At 36.4% G+C, this 22,359-nt stretch carries 21 protein-coding genes and 2 tRNA genes; 22 read left to right on the plus strand and 1 reads right to left on the minus strand.

Annotated features, from left to right (window positions below):
- Positions 1 to 9 precede the first annotated feature (9 nt).
- From sdhB to yihA, 17 genes are all read left to right on the plus strand, one after another.
- The gene (gene sdhB, locus H7K77_RS02945; RefSeq protein WP_186576226.1) at positions 10 to 771 is read left to right on the plus strand and encodes a succinate dehydrogenase iron-sulfur subunit; all 762 of its coding nucleotides are present in this window, start codon (positions 10 to 12) and stop codon (positions 769 to 771) included.
- 110 nt (positions 772 to 881) lie between these two features.
- On the plus strand, positions 882 to 1,346 hold the full coding sequence (locus H7K77_RS02950) for an acyl-CoA thioesterase (protein ID WP_186576227.1): 465 nt from the start codon (positions 882 to 884) through the stop codon (positions 1,344 to 1,346).
- Positions 1,347 to 1,534: 188 nt separating this feature from the next.
- Positions 1,535 to 1,759: a helix-turn-helix domain-containing protein gene (locus H7K77_RS02955; protein WP_077621319.1), complete on the plus strand. Its 225-nt coding sequence runs from the start codon at positions 1,535 to 1,537 to the stop codon at positions 1,757 to 1,759.
- 294 nt (positions 1,760 to 2,053) lie between these two features.
- The gene (locus H7K77_RS02960; RefSeq protein ID WP_186576228.1) at positions 2,054 to 2,506 is read left to right on the plus strand and encodes a MarR family winged helix-turn-helix transcriptional regulator; all 453 of its coding nucleotides are present in this window, start codon (positions 2,054 to 2,056) and stop codon (positions 2,504 to 2,506) included.
- A gap of 26 nt (positions 2,507 to 2,532) precedes the next feature.
- On the plus strand, positions 2,533 to 3,345 hold the full coding sequence (gene racE / locus H7K77_RS02965) for a glutamate racemase (RefSeq protein WP_186576229.1): 813 nt from the start codon (positions 2,533 to 2,535) through the stop codon (positions 3,343 to 3,345).
- Positions 3,346 to 3,952: 607 nt separating this feature from the next.
- Positions 3,953 to 5,071: a GerMN domain-containing protein gene (locus H7K77_RS02970; RefSeq protein ID WP_186576230.1), complete on the plus strand. Its 1,119-nt coding sequence runs from the start codon at positions 3,953 to 3,955 to the stop codon at positions 5,069 to 5,071.
- Between the two features lie 174 nt (positions 5,072 to 5,245).
- Positions 5,246 to 5,986, plus strand: a complete 741-nt coding sequence (gene rph, locus H7K77_RS02975) for a ribonuclease PH (protein WP_186576231.1) — start codon at positions 5,246 to 5,248, stop codon at positions 5,984 to 5,986.
- 20 nt (positions 5,987 to 6,006) lie between these two features.
- Complete coding sequence (locus H7K77_RS02980) at positions 6,007 to 6,603, plus strand: XTP/dITP diphosphatase (protein WP_186576232.1); 597 nt, start codon at positions 6,007 to 6,009, stop codon at positions 6,601 to 6,603.
- Between the two features lie 18 nt (positions 6,604 to 6,621).
- Positions 6,622 to 7,137, plus strand: a complete 516-nt coding sequence (locus H7K77_RS02985; RefSeq protein ID WP_186576233.1) for a metallophosphoesterase — start codon at positions 6,622 to 6,624, stop codon at positions 7,135 to 7,137.
- 129 nt (positions 7,138 to 7,266) lie between these two features.
- Positions 7,267 to 7,340 (plus strand) — tRNA-Gly (locus H7K77_RS02990).
- Between the two features lies 1 nt (position 7,341).
- Positions 7,342 to 7,415, plus strand: a tRNA-Arg gene (locus H7K77_RS02995).
- Positions 7,416 to 7,597: 182 nt separating this feature from the next.
- Positions 7,598 to 8,584 carry a DUF3196 family protein gene (locus H7K77_RS03000; protein WP_186576234.1) on the plus strand — a complete coding sequence of 329 codons (987 nt, stop codon included), beginning with the start codon at positions 7,598 to 7,600 and terminating at the stop codon, positions 8,582 to 8,584.
- Between the two features lie 156 nt (positions 8,585 to 8,740).
- Positions 8,741 to 10,027, plus strand: a complete 1,287-nt coding sequence (gene tig, locus H7K77_RS03005) for a trigger factor (protein ID WP_186576235.1) — start codon at positions 8,741 to 8,743, stop codon at positions 10,025 to 10,027.
- Positions 10,028 to 10,396: 369 nt separating this feature from the next.
- Positions 10,397 to 11,674 carry an ATP-dependent protease ATP-binding subunit ClpX gene (gene clpX / locus H7K77_RS03010; protein ID WP_186576236.1) on the plus strand — a complete coding sequence of 426 codons (1,278 nt, stop codon included), beginning with the start codon at positions 10,397 to 10,399 and terminating at the stop codon, positions 11,672 to 11,674.
- A gap of 169 nt (positions 11,675 to 11,843) precedes the next feature.
- Positions 11,844 to 13,520 carry an ATP-dependent protease LonB gene (lonB, locus tag H7K77_RS03015; RefSeq protein ID WP_186576237.1) on the plus strand — a complete coding sequence of 559 codons (1,677 nt, stop codon included), beginning with the start codon at positions 11,844 to 11,846 and terminating at the stop codon, positions 13,518 to 13,520.
- A 128-nt stretch (positions 13,521 to 13,648) separates the two neighbouring features.
- Positions 13,649 to 15,982, plus strand: a complete 2,334-nt coding sequence (lon, locus tag H7K77_RS03020) for an endopeptidase La (protein ID WP_186576238.1) — start codon at positions 13,649 to 13,651, stop codon at positions 15,980 to 15,982.
- Positions 15,969 to 16,553 (plus strand): ribosome biogenesis GTP-binding protein YihA/YsxC, encoded by a 585-nt coding sequence (gene yihA / locus H7K77_RS03025; protein ID WP_186576239.1) that lies wholly within the window; start codon positions 15,969 to 15,971, stop codon positions 16,551 to 16,553. The genes lon and yihA overlap by 14 nt, the downstream gene beginning before the upstream one ends.
- Positions 16,554 to 16,648: 95 nt before the next feature.
- Here yihA and H7K77_RS03030 read toward each other — a convergent pair whose 3' ends face one another.
- Positions 16,649 to 17,131, minus strand: a complete 483-nt coding sequence (locus tag H7K77_RS03030) for a LiaI-LiaF-like domain-containing protein (RefSeq protein ID WP_186576240.1) — start codon at positions 17,129 to 17,131, stop codon at positions 16,649 to 16,651.
- A 287-nt stretch (positions 17,132 to 17,418) separates the two neighbouring features.
- Here H7K77_RS03030 and hemA point away from each other — a divergent pair, with 287 nt between their 5' ends.
- Genes hemA through hemB form a run of 5 tightly spaced genes read left to right on the plus strand, consistent with a single transcriptional unit; the run spans position 17,419 to position 22,353 of the window.
- Positions 17,419 to 18,786, plus strand: a complete 1,368-nt coding sequence (hemA, locus tag H7K77_RS03035) for a glutamyl-tRNA reductase (RefSeq protein WP_186576241.1) — start codon at positions 17,419 to 17,421, stop codon at positions 18,784 to 18,786.
- Between the two features lie 18 nt (positions 18,787 to 18,804).
- Positions 18,805 to 19,623, plus strand: coding sequence for a cytochrome C assembly family protein (locus tag H7K77_RS03040; protein WP_186576242.1), 819 nt, complete (start codon positions 18,805 to 18,807; stop codon positions 19,621 to 19,623).
- Positions 19,624 to 19,647: 24 nt separating this feature from the next.
- Positions 19,648 to 20,577 carry a hydroxymethylbilane synthase gene (gene hemC, locus H7K77_RS03045; RefSeq protein ID WP_186576243.1) on the plus strand — a complete coding sequence of 310 codons (930 nt, stop codon included), beginning with the start codon at positions 19,648 to 19,650 and terminating at the stop codon, positions 20,575 to 20,577.
- A complete protein-coding gene (locus tag H7K77_RS03050; RefSeq protein ID WP_186576244.1) occupies positions 20,577 to 21,356 on the plus strand; it encodes a uroporphyrinogen-III synthase in 780 nt (259 codons plus the stop codon). Before hemC ends, H7K77_RS03050 begins: the two co-directional genes overlap by 1 nt.
- Positions 21,357 to 21,375: 19 nt before the next feature.
- Positions 21,376 to 22,353 (plus strand): porphobilinogen synthase, encoded by a 978-nt coding sequence (gene hemB, locus H7K77_RS03055; RefSeq protein WP_186576245.1) that lies wholly within the window; start codon positions 21,376 to 21,378, stop codon positions 22,351 to 22,353.
- The last annotated feature ends 6 nt before the right edge of the window (positions 22,354 to 22,359 follow it).

Genomic DNA, 22,359 nt, shown 5'->3' on the forward strand with positions numbered 1-22,359 from the left:
GGAAGTACTATGGCAAACAAAACGATTAAGTTAATCATTACACGTCAAGATAGTCCTAATTCTTCTCCCTATAAGGAAACGTTTGAAATTCCATATAGAGAGAATATGAATATTATCTCTGCTTTAATGGAAACACAAAAAAATCCGATTAACGCTAACGGAGAGAAAACAACCCCAGTTAACTGGGAGTCTAACTGCTTAGAGGAAGTTTGTGGAGCTTGTTCCATGGTAATAAATGGGGTTCCAAGGCAAGCATGCTCTACATTAGTGGATAAACTAGGAACACCAATCTACCTAGAACCTATGGCTACATTCCCGGTGATGCGTGATTTGGCAGTGGATAGAAGTCGTATGTTTGATTCTTTGAAAAAAGTGAAAGCGTGGATTCCAATAGATGGAACACATGACCTAGGACCAGGACCACGTATGCCAGAAAAGAAGCGACAATGGGCTTATGAACTATCTAAATGTATGACTTGTGGCGTTTGTTTAGAGGCATGTCCAAATGTAAATAGTAAATCAGAATTTATTGGACCTGCACCATTATCACAAGTTCGTCTATTCAATGCACATCCAACTGGCGAGATGAACAGAGGAGAGCGTTTAGATACTTTAATGGAAGATGGAGGCCTCGCAGGATGTGGGAACTCACAAAACTGTGTACAGGTTTGTCCGAAAGGCATTCCGCTTACAACATCTATTGCTGCATTGAATCGTGATACAAACATTCAGTCCTTCAAGAATTTCTTTGGAAGTGACTATGCGTACTAATAAGTAGAATTGTCTAATCAACAAGAAGCCTTTGCCTATGGTAAGGGCTTTTTTCATATCTAGAATACTAGGTGAAATTGGTGTTCTAACTTAGTTCAGGGGGGATCGTAGTGAAGTCTATTGATTATATAACAGATGTTTCACAATGGAAGGATGAATTTACTTTTCATATTCCAATTAAGATAAGGTTTGCTGAAACAGATATGTTTGGACATGTAAACAATGTATTTGTATTTATGTATTTAGAGGAAGCACGTGTTGATTATTTAAAACAAATTGGTCTCTTTCAGGACTTTTCTAATGATATGGTTCCGATCGTAGTTGCTGACCTTCAATGTAATTATTTAAAACAGATTTACTTTACTGATCACTTATCTGTTTTTGTGAAAATGGCTAGTGTTGGAGAAACATCCTTTGACCTGCATTATATGGGTGAAAATGCGAAAGGAGAAGTCTGCTTTACTGCCAGAGGTAGAATGGTCCAAATTGATCCAATTACTGGTAAATCCAAACGGTTTTCAAGCGAGGTCAAAAGACAATTATTAGAAATGATTAACCCTTTTAATGAAGCCTGACATAATGTATAGAGAGCCTCTTTTTGAATTATGTTATTTGGTAATAAAGGCTCTCAAGTACTTGTTCAAAGAAAACCAGAAAAATGGGCGTTTTCAAGCACGGAATTGCTTTGTTGTACATAGAATACATTGACTAAATAAATACCCTTCAAATTGTAGCTCTAAAGACAGCAAGGAGGGGTTAAGACTTGAAGGATAATGACTACAAGCCGAAGCAATTATTGACTAAACGTGAAAAAGAAGTATTTGAACTTTTAGTACAGGATAAAACAACAAAGGAAATAGCCCAGGAATTGTTTATTTCACAAAAAACAGTTAGAAACCATATTTCAAATGCTATGCAAAAGCTAGGTGTCAAGGGGCGTTCGCAAGCTGTAGTTGAACTCTTACGTATGGGAGAACTAAAGCTTTAGTAAAAACCGACTTTCTATAAAGAAAGTCGGTTTTTTAATGTAAGGAAAGAAATATAGAATCAATTATCTAGAGAAAAGTGTACAACATTAAGCCAAATAGTTATATAGCGACCAAGTAATTGATTTTTTACTAGCCAAAGTGCTGCTACCAATGTAATATTTATATAGTATGTGTTAAAATACATGGCATCTAATTTGAATGTTTAATAAGTACTGAAAAAAGGAATCTTTTTATTATATACCCTTAACCAGGAATATCTTGTTAGGTAGTGATTTTGAGGAGGACAATAAAAATTGCATAATAGGAATTCAAGTAATACCATTGCAGAAATCGAGAAAGAGTTAAGATATATATCAGGCATTATAAAACAAAGAGGTAGAGAAATTTTAAATAACTATCCGATAACGGCTCCACAATTTATTGCCTTACAGTGGTTGTTAGAAGAAGGGGATTTAACACTTGGTGAATTATCGAATAAGATAAACTTAGCCTTTAGTACCACAACGGATTTAGTGGATCGAATGGAGAAAAATGAAGTAGTAGAGAGAATCCGGGATACAAAAGATCGTAGGGTAGTCCGAATCCATTTATTAGAGAAAGGCAAGTCTATTATTAATGAAGTGATTCAGAAACGTCAGGAATATTTAGGACAGGTTTTAGAGAATGTGTCAGATACAGATGTAGACCATCTTTCATCAATCCTAAATTTATTGCATCAACATATGAAGAAAGTAGAAGAAAAGTAAACATCTAAGACAAAGAGGGGATTGTAATGGATAAACCTATTGGGGTCATCGACTCAGGTGTAGGGGGATTGACTGTAGCGAGCGAACTAATGAGGCAGCTACCAAAAGAACAGCTTATTTATTTAGGTGATACCCTGAGATGCCCTTATGGCCCGAGACCGAAAGAAGAAGTAATTCAGTACACTTGGGAGATGGTTGATTTTCTTTTGAAGAGAGATATTAAAATGCTAGTTGTTGCGTGTAATACGGCGACTGCCTACACATTAGACCAGCTTCGAGCGGAATTAGATATTCCAGTAATTGGAGTTATTCAACCAGGGGCGAGAACGGCAATTAAGATGTCCCAGAACTTACGTATTGGTGTAATTGGAACAGAAGGAACTATCAATAGTAAAGCTTACCAAAAGGCACTAAAAAATATTAATAATAAGATTAGGATTAATGACTTAGCATGCCCTAGATTTGTACCAATGGTTGAAGATGGGATTCTTACGGGTGAAGATGCTTACCATGTCGTATATGAAACATTAAAACCTTTAAAGGATAAAAATCATATTGATACACTTATTTTAGGGTGTACGCATTATCCGTTGCTAAAAGATTTGATCCAAGACGTAATGGGTACCCATGTTCATATTATATCGTCTGGGGAAGAAACAGCGCGTGAGGTTAGTACTATCATGGGATATCATAAAAAGCTTTATAATGGGGAAAGAATTCCAGAGCACAAATTTTATACAACAGGTCGGCTTCATGTGTTTGATCAAATAGCAAGGAACTGGCTAGAGCAACCTGACATTTCTGCAGAAAATGTTCACATTGGTCAGTTATCTTTTTAGTCACAAGTGAGTATAGTATACTCACTTGTTTTTTTATCCTCTTGATCTAACGAAGTGAATACTAAAGATTGCTCAAAACTCGCGGCGTAATGAACTCTTTAAGGAAGCGAATTTTAAAGGTTACTCAAAATTCGCGATGTAAGAACCTCTTTAACGAAGCGAATTTTAAAGATTACTCAAAATTCGCGATGTAAGAACATCTTTAAGGAAGCGAATTTTAAAAATTACTCAAAACTCGCGATGTAAGGAACTCTTTAACGAAGCGAATTTTTAAAGATTTCTCTAATATCGTGGCGATCAAGATCCCTTTGGGTGAAAATACCACAGTGTCGCACTATACGCTCATTTAATTAAAGTCTGATAAGTTACTGCAGATTTTTCCCCTAGTACGCCTGTCTGAAAGTAGCAAAGTATGTTAGAAGAAATTTATTCAAAGATATGGTTGCTTCTATTGTTAGCCATTCACATAACTTTGTAATATTTTAGCTTTTCCTAATTGGTATAGCAGTAATCTAGAAAAAAGAATATAAAAAATTTCTTCAGCTTGGTCTATTTTAGATTTGTGCTCGTATATATAGTAGTACAAACCATCGTAGGAGGGAAAAGCATGAAGAAACGCTCATTATTAATTAATACTAGCGCAATAGGGTTAACTATTATATTACTGTCAGGTTGTGGTGTGTTTAAAGGGGAACAGACATTAGAAGAAATTGACGCTCCACCAGATCAAGCGAGCTATACGGAAGATCTAGCTAAAGCTGGAGAGGGCGACTCTGCAAAAGATACAAAAGCAGAAGAGGGAAAAGAAGCTGATAAAACAGAAGATTCATCTAAAAAAGAAGAATCAACAGAGACAGTTGAAAGACAGTTATATTTACTAGATTCAAATGGCATGGTTGTTCCACAAACTCTTGAATTACCGAAAGATGGCTCTAAGGAAGTTGCGAGGCAGGTACTAGAATACTTAGTTAAGGATGGACCTGTAACATCTGTTTTACCGGATGGTTTCCAGGCTGTATTACCATCTGGTACAGAAATACTAGGACTAAACTTAAAAGATGGAACATTGACTGTAGATGTATCAAAGGAATTTGCGGAGTATCGTGCTGAAGATGAACAGGAAATTATTCAGGCTATGACTTATACATTAACTCAATTCGAAAACGTAGAAAAAGTAAACCTTTGGATCAATGGCTATGAACAAAAGGAAATGCCAGTGAATGGAACACCAATAAATGATGGATATTCTCGTGCAAATGGAATTAACATTTATGAAGGCGACTCTGTCGACCTAATGGATAGTAAAGCTGTTACGCTTTACTATCCGACACAGTACAATGATAATTTCTACCATGTACCTATCACACAACACGTGGAAACAGAAGATAACAATTATCAATCAATTGTACAAGCTTTAGTAGAAGGTCCATCATTCGATCTAAACCTATTGAATGTGTTTAACAGTGGTGTTGCACTAACAGAGGAGCCGACTTATCAAGATGGTGTACTTACACTAAGTTTTAACGAAAACATTCTATCTAACTCAGAAAATGGTGCTATATCTGACGATGTAATGGAAACATTGGTACTGACATTAACAGATCAACCAGGGGTAGAGGCTGTTAATGTAAAAGTAGACAATATGGAGCAAGTGTTTAATGAAGAAGGCGTTCCATACTCAGACCCTGTTACAAGAGATATGTTCGTTCCAACTGGTAGTTTATAAAGCGTACATTATGGGAAGAGCTAGTAAATCTACTAGCTCTTTTTGTTTTGAAAATTGCTAGTAATTATAAACTATATTTTTGCATTGGAAATTTTTATGAGAATGATGGTATTGATGTTCTATATCTAGGCTAAAATATGTTACGATTATAGAGAAATAAAAGGAGGAACAACTATGAGAAGTAATGAAAGAAAGATAAATGATTTGCGACCAATAACGATACAAACTAATTTTACAAAACACCCTGAAGGTTCCGTTCTAATATCTGTAGGAGATACAAAAGTAATTTGTAATGCAAGTGTGGAAGATCGTGTTCCCCCATTTATGCGTGGAGAGGGTAAAGGATGGATCACTGCAGAATATGCGATGCTACCACGAGCTACAGAACAGCGTAACATTCGGGAATCTTCCAAAGGGAAAGTGACCGGGAGAACGATGGAGATTCAACGTTTAATAGGACGTGCACTACGCGCTGTAGTTGACCTAGAGAAAATAGGGGAACGTACGGTTTGGGTTGATTGTGATGTTATCCAAGCAGATGGAGGAACTAGAACCGCATCAATAACTGGAGCCTTTGTGGCAGTTGTTCTAGCTTTCGGTTCTTTGTTGGAAAAAAAGGCAATTAAACAAATGCCGATAACAGACTATTTAGCAGCTACATCAGTCGGTGTCTTACCTGATGGTACAGAAATATTAGATTTACAATATGAAGAAGATTCCCAAGCGCATGTGGATATGAATATTGTGATGACAGGTTCAGGTGAATTTGTAGAAATTCAAGGAACTGGTGAAGAAGCGACGTTTTCTGTAGATCAACTTCAGAAAATGCTAGGGTTAGCGCAAGAAGGGTTAACAGAGATTTTTGAATTACAAAAAGAGGCAATAGGAAAATGGGCAACGGAAATAAATAAATAGGTAGTGAATAGAGGCTAATCATGGAGAAATTAATCATTGCAACAAAAAACAAAGGTAAGATGAAAGATTTTAAGGAATTATTTTCAAAATATAATATAGAAGTAATATCGTTGTTAGATTTAGAGACAACGATTCCTGATATAGAGGAAACAGGGGCTACTTTTGAAGAAAATGCCGCTCTTAAAGCCAAAGAGATATCAGAGATGTTTCAACTACCTGTCCTTGCAGACGATTCAGGACTAGAAGTGGATGCTTTAGATGGGGAACCAGGCATTTACTCTGCACGTTATGCTGGGGAAGAGAAGAATGATCAAGCAAATTTACATAAAGTATTGGATAAACTAGCAAATGTCTCAAAAGAAGATCGAAAAGCAAGGTTTATTTGTGTATTAGCAATTGCTGTACCTGGCAAAGAAATGATCTATAAAAAGGGTTATTGTGAAGGAACAATAGGTTATCAACCAGTAGGAGAAAATGGATTTGGATATGATCCGATCTTTTTCCCGGAAGGTAGTGAAAAATCAATGGCGCAATTGTCACCTAGTGAGAAGAACCAAATTAGTCATAGAGGTAATGCACTTGTTCAATTAGAGGAATGGTTGCAACAGAATAGCTAGAGTGGAGGGATTTCTCTAATGCCAAAAGTTTTGATTATGAGTGATAGTCACGGTTTATCAGAAGAAGTGTCCCAAATAAAACAAAGACATCAGGATGAAGTGGATCAACTAATTCACTGCGGAGACTCTGAATTGGAAATGGATGCAACTGAATTAGAAGGATTTGAAAAAGTAGCAGGGAATTGTGATATGGATTCACGTTTTCCTGATGAATCTAACTTTTCTGTGGGGAATTTAACATTTTTTGTGACACATGGACATTTATTTCAGGTGAAATCAACACTAATGCCCATATCCTATCGTGCTGACGAGTTGGGAGCAAAAGTTGTTTGCTTTGGTCATTCGCATATTGCTGGTGCAGAAAAAGTAAATGATAAACTATTTATTAACCCAGGCAGTATCAGATTACCGAGAGCGCGTAAGGAAAGAACGTATGCTATTTTGTCCTGGGAAACCAATAAGGATGTAAAAGTTGAATTTTATGACGTTAATGGAGAGCAAGTAATTGACTTAACCTACCATACTACGTTATAAATATATAAGTGGGCTTTGGTTGGCATAACCTTCCAAAGCTCATATCTAAAAAAAATCATCAAACTATTGACAAAATGTATTATGAGTTATATAATTTTATTTGTCTCTTGAAAAAATATAAAATATTGTGCGGGTGTAGTTTAGTGGTAAAACCTCAGCCTTCCAAGCTGATGTCGAGGGTTCGATTCCCTTCACCCGCTCCATGTCCCAGTAGCTCAGCTGGATAGAGCAACAGCCTTCTAAGCTGTGGGTCGGGAGTTCGAATCTCTCCTGGGACGCTCATTATAAACACCTGTAAATTGGTTATTCCAATATTTACAGGTGTATTTTTTTTTGAGACATAGGTAACTCTGTTTGAAAAAGAGTTCTTCCTTCTAGGAACTCAAAGTAACCCTTTGATTGGCTCCTATATTAATGGTAAGCTAGCATCAATATATAAGTAATAGTTAGGAATGGTGATATGAACATTGAAGAGGAAAATGTCGTTTTATTCCCTAAGTGGAAGGATCAACTAGAACAGAAAAGCCAAGAAGCAATAAAGTCTGGTAACTATAAAGAAGCCTTAAATTATCTAGATCAATTAACAAAGCACGATGTCCATTCACACGAGGTGTTGACTGCTAAACTCATCTGTTTGATGGAATTGGGTGAGCAAGAAGAAGCAGAAGAACTTTGTGAAGAATTACTTGCTAAGCGTGATGAGTTTTACTATGACTACTTACATATTTATTCTACATTGTTGTTTCAAGCAAGTCGATATGAGGATCTGTTAGAATTATTAAGGGATGAGCTAGCTGAGGGGAAAATTCCTGAACCGATAAAAACACAATTAGAACAGATCTATGAAATAAGTGAGAAGTTAGATTGGGATTTAAAACAAGAACAAGGTACAAGATATTTTAAAGACCTACAACGTGCTGTACAAAATCAGGATAGTAGGAAGCAATGGCTACTCATTAAAAAGTTTGAAAAGATAAATGTACTCCCATACATATCTTATTTAGAAAAACTATTGAAGGATAAAATGATTCACCCAGTAGTGAAGACTGTAATTATTGATTGTTTACGGATACAGAAAGTAGATCATCCGCTCGAAATAGAAAAATGGAGCCAATATAAACAAATAAACCCTGTTCTAATTCCAAGTTTAAAAGATCAAGCCTTTGTTGGTAGGGTGTACGATCTATTAGAGGAAATGGAGCAAGATAACCCATCATTATTTGAATTAATTGATCAGATGTTGTACCGTTATCTGTATGTCACATATCCAATAGCACCAGAAGATGAGCAGATACCTGTAATCGCAAAAGCGTTATCCTTGATGGGGAGACAGTTTCTTGAGGTTGGTAAACAAGGGCTCGGCGACAAATTTTCAGAAGAGGTACAGCAATACATAACAGAGTTTTATGAATACGAAAAACTATATTTTTCTATATTGGATGAATAGATTTAAAACCATCAATATATGGGTCTATTACTAATTGTTGAAAGCATGTCCGATTATGTTATAATAAGATGGTTGCAAATTGCGTTCGGCCTAGTATAGGATTATATAATAATGAACGTCAAACATAATGAATATAGATTGTGGAGGGAAACAATTATGACAGCAAAATGGGAAAAACAAGAAGGCAATGAAGGCCTTTTAACTGTCGAAGTAGAATCAGAGAAATTTGATAAGGCATTAGACCAAGCCTTCAAAAAAGTAGTAAAGCAAGTACAAGTTCCTGGATTCCGTAAAGGTAAAATGCCACGTGGTCTATTTGAACAACGCTTTGGTGTTGAGTCACTTTACCAAGATGCAGTAGATATTATTCTACCAGAAGCATATTCTGGTGCTATTGACGAAACTGGTATCGAACCAGTTGATCAACCAGAAGTAGACATCACGCAAATTGAAAAAGGCAAAAACTTAATTTTTACTGCAAAAGTAACAGTGAAGCCTGAAGTGAAGCTTGGTGAATACAAAGGCCTTGAAGTTGAAGAAGAAAACACAGAAGTATCAGATGAAGATGTAGAGCACGAATTAAAGCATCAACAAGAACATCATGCTGAACTAGTAGTGAAAGAAGAAGGTACGGTTGAGAATGGTGACACAGTAGTAATGGATTTTGAAGGATTTGTAGATGGTGAAGCTTTCGAAGGTGGAAAAGCTGAAAACCATTCACTAGAAATTGGATCTGGATCTTTCATTCCTGGATTTGAAGAGCAACTTGTTGGTAAAGAAGCTGGTGTTGATGCAGAAGTAGAAGTAACATTCCCAGAAGAGTATCATGCCGAAGAACTAGCTGGTAAAGCTGCTACTTTTAAAGTGAAAATTCATGAAATCAAAGCGAAAGAATTGCCAGAACTTGATGATGAATTCGCAAAAGATGTCGATGAAGAAGTGGAAACACTTGATGAATTAAAGAAAAAAATCAGAGAGCGTTTAGAAAATCAAAAAGCTACTGATGCTGACAACAAAAAACGTGAATCACTAGTTGAACAAGCTTCTGATAATGCTGAAGTAGAGGTTCCGGAAGCAATGGTATCTACTGAACTTGATCGTATGCTTAACGAATTTGAACAAAGATTACAAATGCAAGGTATGACGTTAGATATGTACTACCAATTCTCTGGTCAAGATGCTGATGCATTAAAAGAGCAAATGAAAGAGGATGCAGGTAAGCGCGTTAAAACAAATCTAACTTTAGAAGCAATTGCTAACACAGAAAATGTGGAAGCTACTGAAGAAGATATCAATAAAGAGTTAGAAACAATGGCGTCTATGTATCAAGTAGATACAGAACAGTTAACTCAAATGCTTGGTGGAAACACGGATGCAATTAAGGAAGACCTTAAATTCAAAAAAGCTATTGATTTCCTAGTTGAACATAGTAAAACGAAATAATAATAGAATAATGACAAGGCGCGAAATATTCGTGCCTTGTTTTCTCTAATATTGAAAGTATTTTTTACAATTTGAGAATCTTTGCATTACTTGATGATTTACTTACATATACTAGTATTAATGTTTGATTAATTTTTTGTAACATACATATATTAAAAGAAATCTTATTACGGTAAGTGATGAAAAGAAGTAAATCCGCGTTTACGAGATACAATACTTGTTCATACTGTTTAGGAGCGGATTTACATAAGTGTAAGGTATATTACTTTTTAATCAGTACCTAATCTGATATTATGAGCTAAAGAAACAAATCATTGTTGTATGATTTCTTCCTATCATATAGAACTTTTAACTTGAGGGGTGAAATGGATGTATAAATTTAACGAAGAAAAAGGACAATTAAAGTGTTCGTTTTGTGGTAAAAGCCAAGACCAAGTACGAAAGTTAGTTGCTGGTCCAGGAGTTTATATATGTGATGAGTGTATTGAACTTTGTACAGAAATAGTTGAGGAAGAGCTTGGAAATGAAGAAGAAGTTGAGTTTAAAGATATTCCTAAACCAAAAGAAATTTGTGAAATCTTAAACGATTACGTTATCGGTCAGGAAAAAGCTAAAAAGAACTTATCTGTTGCAGTGTACAATCACTATAAGCGTATCAACTCTACAAAGGGATCGGACGACGTAGAATTGTCAAAAAGTAATATTGCAATGATTGGGCCGACAGGTAGTGGTAAAACCTTACTTGCTCAAACACTAGCTAGAATATTAAACGTTCCTTTCGCTATTGCAGATGCCACTTCTTTAACAGAAGCCGGTTACGTTGGGGAGGATGTAGAAAATATCCTTCTTAAATTAATTCAATCAGCAGATTATGATGTGGAAAAGGCAGAAAAAGGTATCATTTATATCGATGAAATTGATAAAGTCGCTCGTAAATCAGAGAACCCATCGATAACACGAGATGTGTCTGGTGAAGGTGTACAACAAGCTTTGCTTAAGATCTTAGAGGGAACAGTAGCAAGTGTTCCTCCTCAAGGTGGACGTAAGCACCCACATCAAGAATTCATTCAAATCGATACTACAAATGTGTTGTTCATCTGTGGTGGAGCATTTGATGGCATTGAGCAAATTGTTAAACGCCGTCTTGGTAAGAAGGTTATTGGCTTCGGAGCAGATGAAGCAAACCAAGATATGGATAAAGGAGAACTATTACAAAAGGTTCTACCTGAAGACTTGTTACGTTTCGGCTTAATTCCTGAGTTCATTGGACGATTACCAGTAATTGGTAGTCTAGAGCCATTAGATGAAAAAGCTCTAATCGAAATACTTACAAAACCAAAGAACGCGCTAGTTAAACAATATCAAAAGTTATTCCAAATCGATAATGTTGAATTAGAGTTTGAAGAAGATGCACTTCGTGAAATTGCTAAAAAAGCTATTGAAAGAAAAACTGGTGCACGTGGACTTCGTTCTATTATCGAGGGAATTATGCTTGATGTTATGTTCGAACTTCCTTCTCGTGATGATATTGATAAATGTATTATTACAGAGGAAACCGTTACGCTTGAAAATGGCCGTCCGAAGCTTGTATTAAGTGATGGAACAGTTAAAGATGGAAATAAAGAAACACCTAAAGAAAGTGCATAAAGAAATACAATGACGAAACCCCTTGCTACATAGAGAGCAAGGGGTTTTTTCTAGTATAGCCATTTGGTTAGGTGGTTAAGTTATTTTTTAATTTCTATAGCAAGTTTCAACGTTTAGTCTGGTTAAACAAGGAAATACTAACAAATATCACGTTTAATGGAGGTACATCATGGATCTTGTTAGCATTGTTGTCATTATCCAGCTTTTCTTCGGTATAGTTATTGGACTATACTTTTGGAACTTGTTAAAAAGCCAGCGAACAAGTAAAAACACTATAGAAAAAGAGTCAGAAAAAGAGTTAGAAAAATTACGTAATATGAAGAAAGTGAAACTATCAGAACCTTTATCAGAGCGAATCCGACCAAAACAATTGAATGAGATAATAGGGCAAGAGGATGGAATAGAAGCTTTAAAAGCAGCTATTTGTAGTAGTAATCCACAACACGTTATTATATATGGACCGCCTGGGATTGGGAAAACTGCAGCTGCAAGACTCGTACTAGAGGAAGCGAAGCGTAATGCAAACTCCCCATTTAAAACTGTTGCACCCTTTGTTGAATTAGATGCAACCACTGCCCGTTTTGATGAACGTGGAGTAGCTGATCCACTAATTGGCTCCGTCCATGATCCTATTTATCAAGGAGCCGGTGCTATGGGACAAGCAGGTATACCTCAGCCCAAACGAGGGGCCGTATCTAATGCTCACGGTGGGGTGTTATTTATTGATGAAATAGGGGAATTACATCCTATTCAAATGAATAAGTTGTTAAAAGTTTTAGAAGACAGGAAAGTTCACTATGAGAGCGCCTATTACAGTGAGAGTAATAAAAATATTCCTACACACATACATCAAATATTTACGAATGGGTTACCTGCTGATTTCAGACTAATTGGAGCTACAACTAGAATGCCAGAGGAAATCCCCCCTGCGATTCGGTCTAGGTGCTTAGAAATTTATTTTAGAGAACTGGAACCAGAAGAAATTACATCTGTTGCATCAAGAGCTAGTGAAAAGGTTAATTGTAAGATTGCTCCCGAAGCACTTCAAGTATTATCGATGTATGCTCGTAATGGTCGAGAATCTGTAAATATGATCCAAATTGCAGCAAGTATTGCAAAGAAAGACCATCGGGCAGAGATATCACAATCGGACATGGAATGGGTTGTGGAATCTAGCCGGCTTTCTCCGAGGATTAAACCGTTCATTTTCTCTAAAAGTAGAATAGGTAAAGTAAATGGATTAGCAGTACAGGGCCCGAGTACTGGTCATTTACTGGAAATAGAGTTTATGGTTTTACCGACACTGGATAAAGGGAATATTACAATAACGGGGATTGCCGAAGACGAAACAATTGGCAATCAATCTAAGTCCATCAGAAGGAAAAGCATGGCTCGAGGATCGATAGAGAATGTAACGACATTACTTCGCTCAATTGGACTTCCAGCACATGAATATGATATCCACGTCAATTTTCCAGGAGGAATTCCAGTTGATGGGCCATCTGCTGGTTTAGCAATGGCGGTAGGGATTTATTCCAGTATTCAAAAGCTTCCTGTTTGCCATGATGTGGCCATGACAGGTGAAATTAGCATACATGGTGAAATAAAGCCTATTGGTGGTGTTTTGACCAAAATAAGAGCTGCTAAACAAGCAGGTGCCAAAAGGGTGATCATTCCAAAAGAAAATTACCAAGCAATATGTGATAAAATAACAGGGATAGAAATCATACCTGTTGAGAAATTTAGTGAAGCTCTTCCGCTAGTGTTAGAAGGAGAAGAAAATAATTTCTCACTAAATAAAGGGATGAATCGTGATCAATCACCCCCCTCAAGACAATCTATCTAATTTAGAATTACGCTTATAGTTTTACAAAGGATTAACTTTTCTTTAAACTTTAATCAATGGATAGCTTCAAAGTGTATAAGGAACTATCTTTTGTAGTATTATAGTTCGTGTAACTATGGAGGTGCGAAATGACTGAATCAAATAAAATTACAATTCCACTTCTTCCATTAAGGGGATTACTTGTATTTCCTACAATGGTTCTCCATTTAGATGTTGGAAGAGATAAATCTGTAAATGCGTTAGAGAGAGCAATGATGGATGACCATAATATCTTTCTAGCTGCTCAAAAAGAAAGTGCCTTAGACGAACCCGATGAAAAAGATATTTATCGAATTGGAACACTTGCCAAGGTAAAGCAAATGCTCAAATTACCAAACGGTACGATTCGTGTTTTAGTAGAAGGGATTCATCGTGGGGAAATCGTTCGATTTATAGAAGATGAGGATCAATTCTTAGTTGAAGTAACAGAATTTAAAGATGTTCATAGTAATAAAAATGAAGAGGCTGCTTTAATGCGATCTTTATTGGATCAATTTGAACAATACATAAAAATATCCAAAAAGATTAGCCAGGAAACTTTGGCAACTGTTGCGGATATTGATGAACCAGGTAGATTAGCTGATATTGTGGCATCTCATTTAAGTTTGAAGATTAAGGATAAACAAGAGCTTTTAGAAGTGGATGATGTTAAAAAACGTTTGAAGCGTTTAATTGATATCATCACAAACGAAAGAGAAGTTCTTAATCTAGAAAAGAAAATTGGCCAGCGCGTCAAAAAATCGATGGAAAAAACCCAAAAAGAATATTACTTAAGAGAACAAATGAAGGCTATTCAAAAAGAGCTGGGTGATAAAGACGGTAAAACTGGTGAAGTCGCTAAAGTAAAAGATAAAATTGAAAAATCGGACATGCCTGAGCGCATCCGAGATGTCGCACTAAAAGAACTAGACCGTTTTGAAAAAGTCCCACAGAGCTCTGCTGAAAGCTCCGTAATCAGAAATTATCTAGAATGGTTAATTGCATTGCCTTGGACAAAGGAAACAGAAGATAACTTAGATATTAACCACGCTGAAGAAACACTTGATGAGGATCATTATGGTCTAGAAAAGGTAAAGGAGCGTGTCCTTGAGTATCTTGCTGTCCAGCACCTTACGAAATCACTTAAAGGACCTATCCTTTGTTTAGTTGGTCCTCCAGGTGTTGGGAAAACATCGTTAGCTAGATCCATAGCACGGGCAATTAACCGCAACTTTGTGCGTATTTCATTAGGTGGGGTCCGTGATGAAGCTGAAATTCGTGGACATAGAAGAACCTATGTCGGTGCGATGCCTGGACGAATCATCCAGGGAATGAAAAAAGCAGATACGATTAATCCGGTCTTTTTGCTAGATGAAATTGATAAAATGGCGAGTGACTTTAGAGGGGATCCTTCTTCTGCGATGCTAGAAGTCTTAGACCCTGAACAAAACAGTACATTCAGTGATCATTTTATTGAGGAGACGTATGACTTGTCTCAAGTTATGTTTATCGCAACAGCCAATAATCTAGGCTCTATCCCTGGACCGCTATTAGATCGAATGGAAGTTATTTCGATTGCTGGTTATACAGAATTAGAAAAGCTTCACATTTGTAAAGATCATTTACTACCTAAACAAATAAAGCAAAATGGTTTAAATAAAGGTCAAGTTCAATTTAGAGACGAAGCTTTAATTAAACTCATTCGAACTTATACTAGAGAAGCTGGTGTTAGAGGATTAGAAAGAGAGTTAGCATCGGTATGCAGAAAGGCCGCAAAGATCATTGTATCGGAAGGAAAGAAGCGAGTTGTTATCACAGAGAAGCAATTGGAAACAATGCTAGGAAAACCCCGCTTCCGTTATGGTATGATGGAAGAGGAAAATCAAGTTGGTGCTGTTACAGGACTAGCTTATACAGCGGCTGGTGGCGATACGTTATCGATTGAAGTTAGTTTAGCGCCTGGTAAAGGTAAATTGACACTTACAGGTAAGCTTGGAGATGTTATGCAGGAATCAGCACAAGCAGCGTTTAGTTATATTCGTTCGCGTGCGGATGAGCTTAATATTGATCCAAATTTTCATGAAAAAAATGATATTCATATCCATGTGCCTGAGGGAGCAACACCGAAAGATGGTCCTTCAGCAGGTATTACGATTGCAACAGCCTTAGTATCTGCTTTAACTGGCAGGCCAGTAAAAAAAGAAGTAGGTATGACAGGTGAAATTACGTTAAGAGGTAGAGTTTTGCCTATCGGAGGTCTTAAGGAAAAATCGTTAAGCGCCCACCGTGCAGGTATTACAACAATTATCATGCCGTACGATAATGAAAAGGATTTAGAGGATATACCAGAGAGTGTTCGAAATGATTTAACCTTTATACCGGTGAAACATTTAGATACAGTTTTGGAACATGCCTTATTGGGGGAGAAACATGAAAGTAACTGATGCTGAGATAGTAATTAGTGCTGTTTCTAAGAAACAGTATCCTGGAGAATTATTACCAGAGATTGCCCTTGCCGGTCGATCTAATGTGGGGAAATCTTCGTTTATTAACAAAATGATCAATCGAAAAAGTTTAGCACGAACTTCTTCTAAGCCAGGAAAGACACAAACATTAAACTTCTATAAAATTAATAATGCTTTTCATTTTGTAGATGTGCCTGGTTACGGTTACGCTAAAGTTTCTAAGAAAGAAAGAGAAGCATGGGGAAAAATGATCGAGGAGTATTTTGTTGAGCGTGAAAACTTAAGACTTGCTGTCCTTGTTGTGGATATTCGTCATGAGCCAACAAGAGATGACATTGCGATGTATGAATTTCTAAAGCATCATGAATTACCTGTGGTGGTCATCGCAACTAAATTAGATAAAATATCAAAAAGTAAGCGCGCAAGCCACATTAAACGAACAATTCAAACGTTAAATTTAGATCCTAATGATATTATTATTCCTTTCTCATCTGAAACAGCAGAAGGAAAAGATGATGCATGGAGAATTGTTCAACAGTACATTTCGTAAGCCAAATTAGAAAAGAGGAGCATTTACAAGATGCTCCTCTTTTCTTGTTCTAACGTTAGAATTGTTTTATTAGTCTTTTTTATTTATTTTTTGGATCACTTTTTCTTATACAGTAGATATATACCTAATCCGATTAGAATGAGAGGCCAATAATTTTCTAGTACATTTACTAACTCATTTATCCCATTGAACCAACCTGGTTTATTTGAGGCGAAGATGGCAAATAATGCTATTAGAAAAAGTATTAAGCCAGGTAACAATCCTTTTTTTGTTTTTTGAAATTTTACTAGAAATGCAATCGAAAGGATAAGTGGATAAACGCCCCAATGGTCTATCCAAAAAGGATAATGGTTAAGTCCGTGAGAATGTATTCCTAACCCAAGTAACACAATACCGGGGAATAAATTTTTATAATCATTGGAAATATAACTATACAAGGTAAAGGCCGCACCGATTAAAAGAAGAAGTGTTGGCCATGAATAGAAATCTGTTAAAATAGGTAGCCTTAGCTGCTTTAGTAAGAAATAAATTCCTATACCAATTAGTAAGAAAGCAGGAAGGGCTTGTTGTTTTTTCATTTTTAATCCTCCAGATTATAATTATTATTAATTAGTATTCATTTCTTGATTATATACATTAAATATGATAAAGTACATATTGTTTAATATAATGAAATTAGCAATTATTGCTTAATTTTTAATGATTCGGTATAGAACTATATTAATAAAAGAACGTAATCATATTGATTATCTTAACACAATTGTTTCATAGTCTGTTCATATTTCATCAAGAAATTAGGGTTGCTTCATGTTATAATAGGACAGGTATGGAAGTAAGGCTACATGTTTTTTGGGGGTAGATAAAAGTGCATATATTAGTGGTGGGTATAAATTATAGAACCGCCCCTGTTGAAGTTAGAGAGAAGCTTACTTTCCAAGAAGATAAGCTTCAAGAAGCAATGATTGCATTGAATAAACGCAAAAGTATTCTTGAAAATGTGATTATCTCAACATGCAATCGTACAGAGATATATGCGGTTGTGGATCAACTTCATACAGGAAGGTATTACATCAAGCAATTTCTAGCGGACTGGTTTGAAGTAGACAAAAATAGCTTTACTCCACATCTTGCTATTTATGAAAATGATGGTGCCATCGAACATTTATTTAAAGTGACTAGTGGACTAGATTCAATGGTGGTTGGGGAAACACAAATTCTAGGACAGATGAAGCAATCCTTCATGGTAGCACAACAATCTTGCACAACTGGCACTATATATAATGAATTATTTAAACAAGCCGTTACACTTGCGAAGCGCGCCCATAATGAAACGGAAATTGGTGATAGTGCTGTTTCCGTGAGCTATGCAGCTGTTGAATTAGCTAAAAAGATTTTTGGTGAATTAAGCGGCAAGCATGTCGTGATCTTAGGTGCTGGAAAAATGGGAGAGCTAGCTGCAAAGAACCTACAAGGATCTGGTGTTAGTAAAATTACTGTTATTAACCGCACCTTAGCTAAAGCAGAATTACTTGCTAAGCAATTTAATGGAGAAGCCAAGCATCAAGAAGAGTTATCTAATACCCTACTCGATGCAGATATATTAATAAGCTCTACAGGATCTGATAATTATGTGCTTACTAAAGAAACACTAGAACCAGTGCACAAGAAACGTAGGGGGAGACCTTTATTTCTTGTTGATATTGCAGTTCCAAGAGACCTTAATCCTAATTTAGCAGATATGGAAAGTGTCTTTCTTTATGACATCGATGATCTACAAGGTATTGTTGATGCTAACCTTGCAGCGCGTAAAGCAGCTTCAGAAGAGATTGAATTAATGATAGAACAAGAAATTGTTAACTTTAAAGAATGGCTGCAAACACTAGGTGTTGTACCAGTTATTTCTGCATTGCGTGATCATGCTTTGTCAATCCAGGCAGAGACTATGCAAAGCATTGAACGCAAAATGCCAAACCTAACTGATCGTGAACGCAAGGTGTTAAGTAAGCATACCAAAAGTATTATTAATCAATTGTTAAAGCAGCCAATCTTACAAGCTAAAGAATTAGCCGCTCAACCTAATGCAGACGAGTCATTAGATATGTTTATGAAGATTTTTGGGATCGAGGATATGGTGCGTGAGGAAGTAAGCAAACAGGAATCGAATAAAGTAATTTCTTTCGAGAAGAACGGTAAAATTTCTTTCTCATCCTTAAAAAATGTATCCACGCGTTAGAGGAAGGATTTTTAATACATGCTGGAATTAAAAGGTCTACATGAAATTATTCTAATTATATACGGCATTAGTGTTATGGGATATTTTATCGATTTTATTCAAAGAAACCAGAAGGCTAATAGATTAGCCTTCTGGTCACTTACTATGGTTTGGATTTTACAAACCATTTTTTTATTATATCAAGTAATTTCCAGACTAGAATTTCCAGTTTTTAGTTTCTATGACGGATTATTCTTTTATGCATGGATCCTAGTAACATTTTCTTTGCTCATTAATCGGTTTTTTAAGGTAGATTTTCTTGTGTTTTTCACAAATGTATTAGGTTTTTTTATCATGTTGATGCACATTGTAACAAAGGTCGGAATGAACGGAAGTAACAAAGGTGTTGAGTTAGTAAATGAGTTATTAATTGCTCATATTACACTTGCGCTTGTGTCCTATGGTTTCTTTACGCTATCTTTCGTATTTTCTATTATGTTTTTATTACAATATAGACTATTAAAAGTAAAAAAAGGTTATAAGTGGATAAAACGATTAGGAGATTTGGAAGGGATGGATCGTCTTTCTTTTCGAACGATAACGTTTGGAGTGCCAATGCTCTTAATTTCTATGATCCTTGGAATCGTATGGGCATACTCATCAGGTGCAGAATTCTATTGGTATGATATTAAGACGATTGGATCTATCATAGTCTTATTCGTGTACACTGCCTATTTATATATGAGAATAGGAAAAGGGTATCGTGGTAAGTCTATATCTATTATTAATTCTGGTGCATTTTTGTTTTTGTTAACCAATTTCTTTTTGTTTAGTACACTATCAAATTTCCATTTATAAAGGAAGTAGTAGGAGGATTTCTGTATGAGAAAAGTTGTAATTGGATCTAGAAAAAGTAATCTAGCTCTAACCCAAACAAATTGGGTGATAGATCAATTGAAACAGGCTGGGGCTCCATTTGAGTTCGAGGTAAAGAAAATTGTAACGAAAGGAGATCAAATCCTTGATGTTACACTTTCTAAAGTTGGTGGAAAAGGCTTATTCGTTAAGGAAATTGAACAGGCAATGTACGACCATGAAATTGATATGGCCGTTCATAGTATGAAGGATATGCCAGCCGAAATCCCAACAGGCTTAACGATTGGAACAATCCCTGTTAGAGAAGATCATCGCGATGCATTTATTTCAAATGGAAATGTACGATTAAAAGATCTACCTGCTGGTTCAATAGTGGGAACTAGTAGTCTGCGAAGAGGTTCGCAAATTTTAGTGGAACGTCCAGACTTAGAAATCAAATGGATACGTGGGAATATTGATACACGATTAAAAAAATTAAAAGAGGAAAATTTTGATGCGATTATCCTAGCTGCAGCTGGACTGATTCGTATGGGATGGGGAAATGAAGTTGTAACGGAATACCTGGAACCAGAAATCTGCGTTCCAGCTGTTGGTCAAGGTGCATTGGCAATTGAGTGTCGAGATGATGATCATGAATTAAGAGAATGGTTGAACAGGATCAACGATGCAGACACTGAGCGTACCGTTACAGCAGAAAGAACTTTCTTGCACCTATTAAACGGTGGCTGTCAAATTCCGATAGGTGGTTATGCTTATTTAGATGGTCAAGATGTTATCTTGACAGCATTAGTTGCTACACCTGATGGGAAAACAGTATTGAAGGAAGTAGTTCGTGGAAACGATCCTCTTAAAGTTGGTCAAGAAGCTGCTGAGCGTATGAAAGCGCAAGGTGCAGATAAAATAGTAGAAGATGCAAAAGAGGAGCTCGACAAGTAATGGAGAATACTCTTGCTGGTAAAAAAATTCTAGTTACACGTGAAAAGAGTCAAGCAAAAGTTTTTGCGGAGAAACTAGAAGAAGTGGGTGCTATTCCATTAATAGCTCCACTTCTTACCTTTGAGGCCAATTACTCAGAAGAAAATCAGGCATTGTTACAGGAACTTCACGAGTTTACATGGGTATTTTTTACAAGTGCCAATGGCGTGAAGTTCTTTTTCGAACTAATGGAATTATATAAAGTGGATCGCTCAGCCCTTCAGTCGATTCATATTGCTGTTGTGGGAAAAAAAACAGCGCAACAGCTACATGATTTCGGATTAGAAGCTGATTTTTGTCCAAGTGTATTTAATGGGGAAGAAATGGCAAGTGAATTTCTCGATAAATATTCCAATAAAGAACGAATCTTACTTGCTTGTGGAATGAAATCAAGAAAAGAAATTCCAAATCTATTGAAGAAGCACCAAGTTGCTTTTCGAAAATTGAAATTGTATGATACTCTATTAAATGAGAAAGCTCAACAGACTTTGGTTGAGTACATAAGCAATCATGAAATTGATGCGTTAACATTTACAAGTCCTTCTACTATTCATGCTTTTGTAAAGCTAACAAAAGATTATCCTGAGGTACAAGACTTCGTTATGAAAAATAATCTATGCTTATGTATTGGTGCAACAACGGAGAGAAAAGCTAAGCGTGTTGGTTTTTCAAATATTCGAGTGCCAAGTGTTTATTCGATCGATGGTATGATTCAAGAGCTCATTCATTATTTTAAATAGAAAGGTTTCGGTGAGATTGATGCAAGATATTACTTTTAATAGACATCGTAGATTACGTTCTTCTAACAATATGAGGGCGTTGGTACGTGAAACACAATTAACAACGGATGACTTTATTTATCCTATTTTTGTGGTAGAAGGTGCAAATGAAAAACGAGAAGTTCCATCGATGCCTGGTGTGTTTCAAGTTTCATTAGACCATCTAACAGAAGAAATGAACGAGTTAATTGGTTTAGGAATCAAATCTGTGCTGTTATTTGGTATTCCTAAAGAAAAAGACGAAGTAGGGACACAGGCTTATTGTGAAACAGGGATTGTTCAACAAGCATTACGTCAAATTAAGCGTGATGTACCAGAAATGGTAACAATTGCTGATACATGTTTGTGTGAATATACCTCTCATGGCCATTGTGGAATTATCCATGATGGAGATGTACATAATGATGAATCACTGGAATTAATCGTGCAAACAGCTGTATCGCAGGCTAAAGCGGGTGCAGATATTATTGCGCCGTCTAACATGATGGACGGATTCGTTGCAGCTATTCGTAAAGGATTAGATGAGGCAGGATTTGTCAATACACCTATCATGTCCTATGCAGCCAAATATGCTTCTGCCTTTTATGGACCGTTCCGTGATGCTGCTGGTAGTGCACCGCAATTCGGTGATCGCAAAACCTATCAGATGGACCCAGCTAATCGTCTGGAAGCTTTAAGAGAAGTGCAATCAGATATGGATGAGGGTGCAGACTTTATTATCGTTAAACCAGCTCTTTCTTATCTAGATATTATGCGTGAAGTGAAAGACCGCTTTAATGCCCCAGTAGTTGCTTATAATGTAAGTGGAGAATACGCCATGGTAAAAGCAGCTGCGTTAAATGGATGGATTGATGAAAAGGCAATTGTTCTAGAAAAATTAACATCGATGAAACGTGCTGGAGCAGACCTAATCATTACGTACGCTGCTAAAGATGCAGCCAAGTGGCTAAATAACTAAACCATG

This window comes from Aquibacillus kalidii, from assembly GCF_014280935.1.
GTDB lineage: Bacteria > Bacillota > Bacilli > Bacillales > Amphibacillaceae > Aquibacillus_D > Aquibacillus_D kalidii.